This is a genomic window from Sphingobium quisquiliarum P25, from assembly GCF_000445065.1.
GTDB classification, from domain to species: Bacteria; Pseudomonadota; Alphaproteobacteria; order Sphingomonadales; family Sphingomonadaceae; genus Sphingobium; species Sphingobium quisquiliarum.
This window is the reverse complement of the sequence record NZ_ATHO01000020.1, coordinates 1-8,329: the sequence shown is the minus strand read 5'-3', so window position 1 is coordinate 8,329 and position 8,329 is coordinate 1. Positions and strand designations below refer to the sequence as shown.

8 protein-coding genes and 1 pseudogene are annotated in these 8,329 nt (G+C 66.5%); 1 reads left to right on the top strand and 8 read right to left on the bottom strand.

Annotated features, from left to right (window positions below):
* The 8 genes from L288_RS25045 to L288_RS25010 all read right to left on the bottom strand — a co-directional run.
* Positions 1-1,322: UDP-N-acetylmuramoyl-L-alanyl-D-glutamate--2,6-diaminopimelate ligase (locus L288_RS25045; protein WP_021236880.1), on the bottom strand; the 1,322-nt coding region annotated here is incomplete at its 3' end.
* Positions 1,322-3,028: a peptidoglycan D,D-transpeptidase FtsI family protein gene (locus L288_RS25040; protein ID WP_021236879.1), complete on the bottom strand. Its 1,707-nt coding sequence runs from the start codon at positions 3,026-3,028 to the stop codon at positions 1,322-1,324. The genes L288_RS25040 and L288_RS25045, both read right to left, overlap by 1 nt.
* Positions 3,028-3,678: a hypothetical protein gene (locus tag L288_RS25035; RefSeq protein WP_021236878.1), complete on the bottom strand. Its 651-nt coding sequence runs from the start codon at positions 3,676-3,678 to the stop codon at positions 3,028-3,030. The genes L288_RS25040 and L288_RS25035 overlap by 1 nt, the downstream gene beginning before the upstream one ends.
* Positions 3,675-4,637: a 16S rRNA (cytosine(1402)-N(4))-methyltransferase RsmH gene (gene rsmH, locus L288_RS25030; RefSeq protein ID WP_021236877.1), complete on the bottom strand. Its 963-nt coding sequence runs from the start codon at positions 4,635-4,637 to the stop codon at positions 3,675-3,677. Before rsmH ends, L288_RS25035 begins: the two co-directional genes overlap by 4 nt.
* Positions 4,634-5,173 (bottom strand): division/cell wall cluster transcriptional repressor MraZ, encoded by a 540-nt coding sequence (locus L288_RS25025; protein ID WP_408020376.1) that lies wholly within the window; start codon positions 5,171-5,173, stop codon positions 4,634-4,636. The genes rsmH and L288_RS25025 overlap by 4 nt, the downstream gene beginning before the upstream one ends.
* A gap of 154 nt (positions 5,174-5,327) precedes the next feature.
* The gene (locus tag L288_RS25020; RefSeq protein ID WP_021236875.1) at positions 5,328-6,545 is read right to left on the bottom strand and encodes a Gldg family protein; all 1,218 of its coding nucleotides are present in this window, start codon (positions 6,543-6,545) and stop codon (positions 5,328-5,330) included.
* 34 nt (positions 6,546-6,579) lie between these two features.
* Complete coding sequence (locus L288_RS25015) at positions 6,580-6,885, bottom strand: hypothetical protein (protein ID WP_021236874.1); 306 nt, start codon at positions 6,883-6,885, stop codon at positions 6,580-6,582.
* 40 nt (positions 6,886-6,925) lie between these two features.
* Positions 6,926-7,921 carry a cysteine synthase A gene (locus L288_RS25010; protein WP_030539659.1) on the bottom strand — a complete coding sequence of 332 codons (996 nt, stop codon included), beginning with the start codon at positions 7,919-7,921 and terminating at the stop codon, positions 6,926-6,928.
* 213 nt (positions 7,922-8,134) lie between these two features.
* Here L288_RS25010 and L288_RS0121200 point away from each other — a divergent pair.
* Positions 8,135-8,329: pseudogene (locus tag L288_RS0121200) on the top strand (cell wall hydrolase); the annotation flags it as partial.

Genomic DNA, 8,329 nt, shown 5'->3' with positions numbered 1-8,329 from the left:
CCGATCGCGGCGGCGATGGCGTCGCGGCGGCCGCCAATCTCCTGCGCGCCCGGCGCACCGGCCATGACGGCGGCGCGGATGGCCGATGGGTCCTCGGAACGGGGATTGTCGTCGGTGACGATGACATGATCGGCCAGTTCAGCCGCCACCTTGCCCATTTGCGGCCGCTTGCCCGCATCGCGATCGCCGCCCGCGCCGAACAGCGCGATCAGCCGCCCGCGCGTGTGGGGCCGCAGCGCTTCGATCGCGGCGCGCAGCCCATCGGGCGTGTGGGCATAATCGACATAGACCGGCGCGCCCGCCTTGGTGATGACCGCGCGTTCCAGGCGGCCACGCACCGGCTGCACCCGGCCGAGCAGTTCCAATACCTTGGCAACATCCTCCCCGCCCGCGATGACGAGGCCAGCGGCGGTCAGCGCGTTCGCGGCCTGATAAGCGCCGATCAGCGGCAGGTTTACCTTGTACGGCTTGCCCCCTGCCTCGATCTCCAGAGTCTGACCCAACTGGGTCGGGGTGCGGTTGGCAAGACGCAATGCCTGCCCCTGCACCCCGACGCTCAGCACACGAAGCCCCCGCTTCGTAGCTCGCTGGATAACCTTGTCCGACCATGCGTCGTCCGCCCAGACGACCGCCGCCCCGCCGGGTGAGACCACTTCGTCGAACAGCCGCATCTTGGCATCGAAATAGCTGTCCATGTCGCCATGATAGTCCAGGTGATCGCGCGACAGGTTGGTGAAGGCGGCGGCCGACACCGGCAGGCCTTCGGTGCGATATTGGGCCAGGCCGTGGCTCGACGCTTCGAAGGCGGCGTGGGTGATGCCCTCGCGCTTGAGGCCGGACATATTGGACAGGAAAGTGACGATATCCGGCGTGGTAAGGCCCGTCGACACCTGATCGACCGAGGTGGTGACGCCCAGCGTGCCGATGGAGGCCGAATGATGCCCCAGCATCCGCCATAGCTGGCGGGCAAGCTCCACCGTGGACGTCTTGCCATTGGTGCCGGTGACGGCGACGGTCACATCGGGGAAAGGCGCGAAGTAGCGGGCGGCGAGCAGGGCGAACAGGCGGCGCGGATTGTCATGGGCGATATGCACCGCGCCTTCCACCTTCGCTTCCGGGCGGGCGACGACCGCGATTGCTCCGGCGCGCACGGCGTCGGGGATGAAATCCTCGCCATTGACGCGCAGCCCCTGAAAAGCGCCGAAGACCGTTCCGGGCGCGACCTTGCGGTTGTCGATCGCAAAGCCCGACACTGGCGCATCAAGCGGCGCACCGGCGTTCAGCCGCGCGTCCAGCCCCTCGACCAGTGACTTGAGGCGCATCAATGATCCTCCTTGCCGAGCAGCGGCATGAGGTCGGAAATATCGACATCGCGCCGCTCGTCGGGCAGCACGCCCAGCATCGGGCCGGTGCGCTCTATCACCCGCTTCACCACGGGCGCGGCGGTCCAGGCGGCGGTGCGCAGGCCGAAAGTCTGGGCGTTACCCTTTGGCTCGTCCATCATGGTCAGCACGACATAGCGGGGATTATCCATCGGAAATGCGGCCGCGAACGTCGTCACCAGTGAACTCTTGTTATACCGGCCTTCTTCAGGCTTTTCGGCTGAACCCGTCTTGCCGCCCACCCGGAATCCCTTGGCGTCGGCGCTGCGACCTGTACCCGCCGCGACGATCATCCGCAACAGCTGCCGCATCCGCGCGCTGGTGGCGGCGGAAAAGACGCGGTGCCCTTCCGGCACTTCGTTCGCATGCAGCTTGCGGAGAGTCGCCGGACGCCAGATGCCGCCATTCACCAGCGCCGCATAGGCCGAAGCCAGGTGCAGCGGCGTGACCGCGATGCCGTGACCATAGGATACGGTCATGGTGGTGATGCGGCCCCAGTTGGTCGGCCACAGGCTTTTCGCCCGTTCTTTCAGTTCGATGGGCGCGCGCTGGTCGAATTGCAGGTTGCGGAACAGCTGCTGCATGGGCGCGGCGCCCATCTCGTCGGCGATGCGCGCCGTGCCGATGTTGGAACTGTGCACCAATATCTGCGGCACGTTGATCCAGCGGCCCAGCGCATGGTCGTCCTTGATGCGGAATCCCGCCACCGCCAGGGGCGCGGTCGCATCATAGCGCTTGGCCATGGAGGTGACGACGCCATGATCCATGGCGGCCGCGATCGACAGTGGCTTGAACGTCGATCCAAGCTCGTAGCGCGCCTGCACGATATGGTTGCACAGCGGCGATTCGCTGCACTTCTTACCCGCATAATTCGCCAGCTTGTTGGGATCGAACACGGGGATGGACGCCATGGCGATCACCTCGCCCGTATTGGCATCCATGATGACGCCGCCCGCGCCCTTCGCATTCTGCGCCACCATCTGCGCATAAAGTTCGCTTTCCAGCGCGCCCTGCACCCGGCTGTCGATGGAAATGGCGAAAGGCTGTCCGCGCAGCGCCGGATCGATCAGCCGGTCGTTGAACGCCGCCTCCACGCCCATGCCGCCAACGCCGTCCCTGTTGGGCGCGAAGCCCAGCACATGGGCGGCCAGGCTGCGCTGCGGATAAAGGCGCTCCTTCTCGCGCGGAAATTCGATGCCGATCTCGCCAAGCGCGTTCACCGCCGCCACCTCTTCGGGCAGCGCGCGGCGGCGCAGATAGGCCCATCCCTTGCCGGTCAGCTTCTTGTAGAATGCCGCCTGCGGCTCGTCGGGAAAAATCTCGTTCAGCTTGCGCGCCAGTTCGGCCGGATCGCCGATCAGCTTGGACGGGCGCACCGCGATCGAATAGGCATCCATCGTCCGCGCCAGGGGAACGCCGTTGCGGTCCACAATGTCGGCGCGCGCTGGCAGCAGGCCAGAGACGTCATCGCCCCCGCGTCCGCTGCTCGCGAAGATGCCGACCCAGCTCAATCGCAGGATCAGAACCGCCGTAACGCCCAGGAACAGGATCAGCAGCAGCATCAGCCGGTTGTGCGCCACCGCCGTCAGGTTGACCCGCTGCTTGCCCGCCCGCGCGCCGCCCGGCTGGACGATGATCGTGGCCATCAGCGCGCTCCCTTCTTGCGTTCGCGCGCGGCCTTGTCGCTGATCTCGCTGATGGTGCTGTCGTCCAGCAGCTTGGCGTCCAGCATCGCCATCCGCTCGGCCCGGCGGGCGAGCGGATTGGGCTTGGACACATCGGCATCGGCCTTCGCCTTTTCCTCGGCGCTGCGCGGCGCGGGCTTGGCGATCTTTTCGACATTGTCGGCCGCATGCGCTTCCCGGATCACGGCGATGTCGCTGCGGATCTGGGTCGCGGCGGGGCTGGCGGGCGCGGCCTGCGGCGCGGACGGCAGGTCGGCGGGCGTCTGCACCATCGCGACCATCACCGGCGGCGCGACATAGTCCGGGCCGTTGGGCTGCACCCCGTCCAGATGCGCCAGCGCGCGCTCCCCGGCCAGATATTGCTGGGCCGTGGGCGTCGCATACATGAAGTCGTCCTGGTTCCAGCGTTCGAGCTGCCGCATGCTCGCCCGCGCGCTGAATTCCGTTTCCAGATAGCGGATGTCGGCCCGCGCCCGCGCGATCTGCGCCTGGACGCGCATCAGTTCGTTCCGCTCCGTCGCGACCTTCAGCGAGACCAGATAGGCCCCCAGCGCCCCCAGCGCGACCAGCATTATCCAGATCAGGCTCTGCAACCTCTTGACCGCGATCATGGACGGGCGCTCCGGGAGGAAGTGGGGACAGGGGCGGACGTTCGAATAGCGCTGCGCAGCGTGGCGGAGCGGGCACGGGGGTTGCGGGCGAGTTCCGCACCCCCCGGCCGCACCGCCTTGGCAGGTTTGAGGAAGGTGGGGGCCTCCCCAGCCTGCTTTTCCGGGAGGTGGCGCGAACCACTTCCTTCTCCACCGCTGCGCTTGCGGAGGAACTGCTTGACGATCCGGTCCTCAAGGCTGTGGAAAGTGACGACCGCCAGGCGGCCGCCTTCCTCCAGCAGCGCTTCGGCCGCTTCCAGTCCGCGCTCAAGCTGGTCCAGCTCGCCATTCACATGGATGCGGATCGCCTGGAAAGTGCGGGTCGCCGGGTCCTTCTTGTCATGCGGCTTGTGCCCCAGCGCGCGGCGCACGACGCTGGCAAGCTGGCCGGTGCGCTCCAGCGGGCGCGCCTCCACGATGGCGCGGGCGACGCGGCGGGATCGCGGCTCCTCGCCATAGCGGTAGAGGACGTCCGCAATCTCCTGCTCGGGCGCGCCGTTGAGGAAGTCGGCCGCGCTCATCCCCGACTGGCTCATCGTCATGGCAAGCGGGCCGTCCGCCTGGAAGGAAAAGCCGCGCTCCGGGCGATCGAGCTGCATGGAGGACACACCGATGTCGAGCGTGACTCCAGCGACCGAAGTCACGCCCCGCTCCGCCAGCAGCACGTCCATGCGCGAAAATTCGCCTTCGATCAGGGTGACGCCCTTTTCATCGGCCAGCGCCTGCCCTTCGCGAATCGCGTCGGGATCGCGGTCGAAGGCAAAGACCTTCGCCCCGCGCGCCGCCATCGCGCTGGAATAGCCGCCCGCGCCGAACGTGCCGTCGACATGGATCTCGCCGGGGGCGATGGCGAGCGCGTCCAGCACTTCGTCGAGCAGAACGGGGACATGACGATCTTCGTTGGGAGCAGCGCCGCTCACTTGCCGCCTCCCGCTTCGCGCTGGTCGAGCCAGCGGCGCACCTTGTTGCGGATCAACTCCGGCCGGTCCTTGCTGTCGACCAGAGTTTCGGGCTTCCAAAGCTGCATGTAGCGGCCGACGCCATAGAAGAAGATCGCATCGGTGATGCCATATTCGTCCCGGATGTCGGGATGCATGGCGAAACGGCCGCCCTCATCGAAATTCACCTCCTCGATCGTGCCGAGGCGGCGTTCCAGTTCCAGGTCGGCATTATAGTCGCGGCCCTGCGCCCGCGCTTCGCGGGCCAGTTCCTCGACCTCTTCGAACAGGTGGCGGCGGTGCGATTCTCCAAAGCCCGTGGCGCAGGGGTTGTCGCCATGGACCGAGAGATAAAGCCGGTTTTCATTGCCGCTGGACAGCTTGACCTGCCGGCGCATCTCCAGGGGCAGGACGAAACGGCCCTTGCCGTCCGCGACGCTGAACGCGTTGCCCGTAAAGAGAATGGTTTCCGGCACGATTGGACTGCTTGCCCCTCTGTTCGCAAGGGCACAGGCCATCAGCCGCCGAACCGCATCGCAGCAGCCCGGCACGCAGGACGAACAAAACCTGAGAACCCCTATGGCTTTTAAATACCAAGGGGCGGCAGACAAGAAAAGGGAAATTTAGGGAAAGGATGGGAAATCCTGTTTTGTTCTGGTTTTTAGCTGTCGATCACCCCTTTTCCTCGGATGATTTGCCGCGCGGAGATGCGATCCCGCCCCTTCCGCGCCGGTCCAGCAGCAGGCTTCCCAAGCCTGCCCAGAAAATCCCGGCCAGCACCGCCCATCGGATCGCCGCCCGCAGTTCCGCTTCGGACCGCAGCCATCCGCGCGGCCGCGCCAAAGCCTCGCCGCCAAGCCATCCGGTCAGCAATCCGGGCGTGTCCGCCGTCCATTGGCGCGGCTGCAACGGCTTTGCGGGATCGGCGAGCCACAGCCGGTCATCGATCACATCGGCATCCGCGATCAATGTGGCGCGCCCCCGGCCAAGAGCGCAGGTGGCGATCAGCCCCTCCTCCTCCGTCCGGCAGGAAGGACCCCTGATCTCGAAACCCGACGCGGCGGCGATGGTCAGCAACTGGCCCTGCGCCAGGAACCGGCGCTCCTCCTCCAGCGAGTCAGGAGGCAGCAGGCGCGCATCCCAATGGGCAAGAAGCGTTGTCAGCAGGCTGACGGCGGGCGCGCGGCGGCGATCGCCCAGCGGCAGGACCGAAGGCCAGCGCAGCAGCGGATCGGCAAGGACCACCGCGTGGCCGCCCTTGCGCACCCATGTGTCGATCGCCGCCAGCTCCGCTCCCGCCAGACCGCGCGGCTGTGCGAGCAGCAGGGTATCGGCCCGCGCCATCCCTTGGGACAGGGCACTGTCGAGCGGATTTACATCGAACCGCGTCCGCAGCACGCTGACGATCGGCGCATCGGCGCGGGCGTCCATGCCACCCTGTCCTTCGCGCCAGAACAGCGGAAGGCCGCTGATCACCGCCAGCCGGGGTTTAGGTCCAGCGACGGGCCGGACCTCCTCCCGCCCCGACCACCAGATGGCGGCTGCGGCCAGCAGGCCGATCGCGATGCCCCACGCAGGACGGCGAGGCAGCAGCGATCCGCTCGCCACCGCCACCAGCATGATGGCCGCCAGCGCCAGCGCCGCGCCCGCGTCAGGTGCCCGGCCAGCTACGATCCAGACGAACGTCAGCACGCCGGTCAGCGCACCCGCGCCAGCCCAGAGGGCATGCGCACCGCCGCGCCACAGGCTGAGCGCGGCCGAAGCGGGGATCAGGATCAGCGCTGCCATCGCCCAGCCCAGCGGATCGGCCTGCCCGGTGCGGAACAGGGCAGGCATCCCGCATAGCAGCAGGAGCAAGGCGGGCGCCGCCAGCAGCAAGGCAGTGCGCAACCGCGCCTTCATGGATGGGGACCGGGAAAAAGCGTCAAGGAGTCGCGGGTTGCAGGTCTTGATCCATCGGCTTTTTCAGATTGGGATCGGGCTGGAGATCGGGGACGATCGGGGCCTGTTCCGGCGCGGGCTGCACGCCCAGTTCGGCCAGCGGCTCCTTGGGCGAAACCGCATTGGTCTCCAGCGTCGGCACTGTCGGCGGCGGCACCGCCGGATCATCGACACGCGCCTTTTCGATCACGATATTGGCCAGGCCCACGAGCAGCACCACGCCCGCAAGCCCGGTCAGACCGATCTGGACACGCTGCAACCCTTCCTGCCGGCGGGGTGTTTCAGCCATGAATTGCTCTTTTCTTCGCCGCCGCGACCTGTGTCGGCTATCAGCGATTGTGCGCGAGCCAGGGGAAGACCGTCAAGCCCTTCGCTTCCAGCCATTCGCGATTGTAAAGCGTCGACAAATAGCGGAAGCCCGTGTCGCACAATATGGTGACGATCCGCTTGCCGGGGCCAAGCTCCCGCGCCAGCGCCACCGCGCCCGCCACGTTGATGCCCGACGACAGGCCAAGGCACAGCCCCTCTTCGGCCAGCAGCCGCCGGACCCACAGCAATCCCTCCTCGTCGGAAATCCTGAACTGCGTGTCGATCGGCGCGCCTTCCAGATTGGCGGTGATGCGGCCCTGGCCGATGCCTTCGGCGACGGACGATCCCTCCGCCTTCAATTCGCCATGGGCATAATAGTTGTAGAGCGCCGCGCCATAAGGATCGGTGAGCGCAATCGTGATATTCTCGTCATGCGCCTTGAGGCCCAGGCCCACGCCCGCGATCGTGCCGCCGGTCCCCGCCGCGCAGGTGAAGCCGTCGATCTGCCCGTCAAGCTGGGTCCAGATTTCCTCCGCCGTGCCGACGATATGCGCCTTGCGATTGGCGATATTGTCGAACTGGTTCGCCCAGATCGCATTCTCCGTCTCCTCCGCGATGCGGCGGGACGTGTGGACGAAGTGGCCGGGGTTGGAATAGGCGGCGGCGGGCACCGTCACCAGTTCCGCGCCCAAGGCGCGCAGCGTGTCCATCTTCTCCCGGCTTTGCGTTTCGGGCATGACGATGATCGTCTTGTACCCCTTGGCATTGGCGACCAGCGCCAGCCCGATCCCGGTATTGCCCGCCGTCCCCTCGACGATGGTGCCGCCGGGCTGCAACAGCCCCTTCTCCTCGGCATCGTTGACGATGAACAGCGCCGCCCGGTCCTTCACCGAAGCGCCCGGATTGGCGAATTCGCATTTCGCGAAAATGTCGCAGCCCGATTCCTCCGAAGGTCCGGCAAGGCGCACCATCGGCGTGTTGCCAATCAGGGCGAGGCTATCTTTTTGAACCAGCATGGCGCTGGCATAGCGGAGGGACATGACCCTTGCCAAGCAAGGGAATGATGACGGCGCAAAAGAGAGGCTTGGCAGAGCTTTGTAAAGCTTTGGGCGCGGCATTGTCCCGCTGCGGGACAGGGCCGGATTCACACAGGAAATCGCAATGCTTTTGCTCTAAAGCTTTTGCCGGAATACGATTTTTCGCCGATTTTCTAGGAACATGGCTTGGCAATGCCGCACGCAGGGATAAGGCATGGGATCACCGCCGCGCTGGCGCTGGCGGCGCTCGCCGCGCCGCGCCTGATCACGGCCGCGCCCCTCGACCTGCTGGGCGACGCCGCCATACAGGCCGATCCGGCCGAGGAACCGGGCGCGAATTTCCCCGGTTCAGCCTTCTTCTTCACTCAGGGTTTATTCGACCGGCTG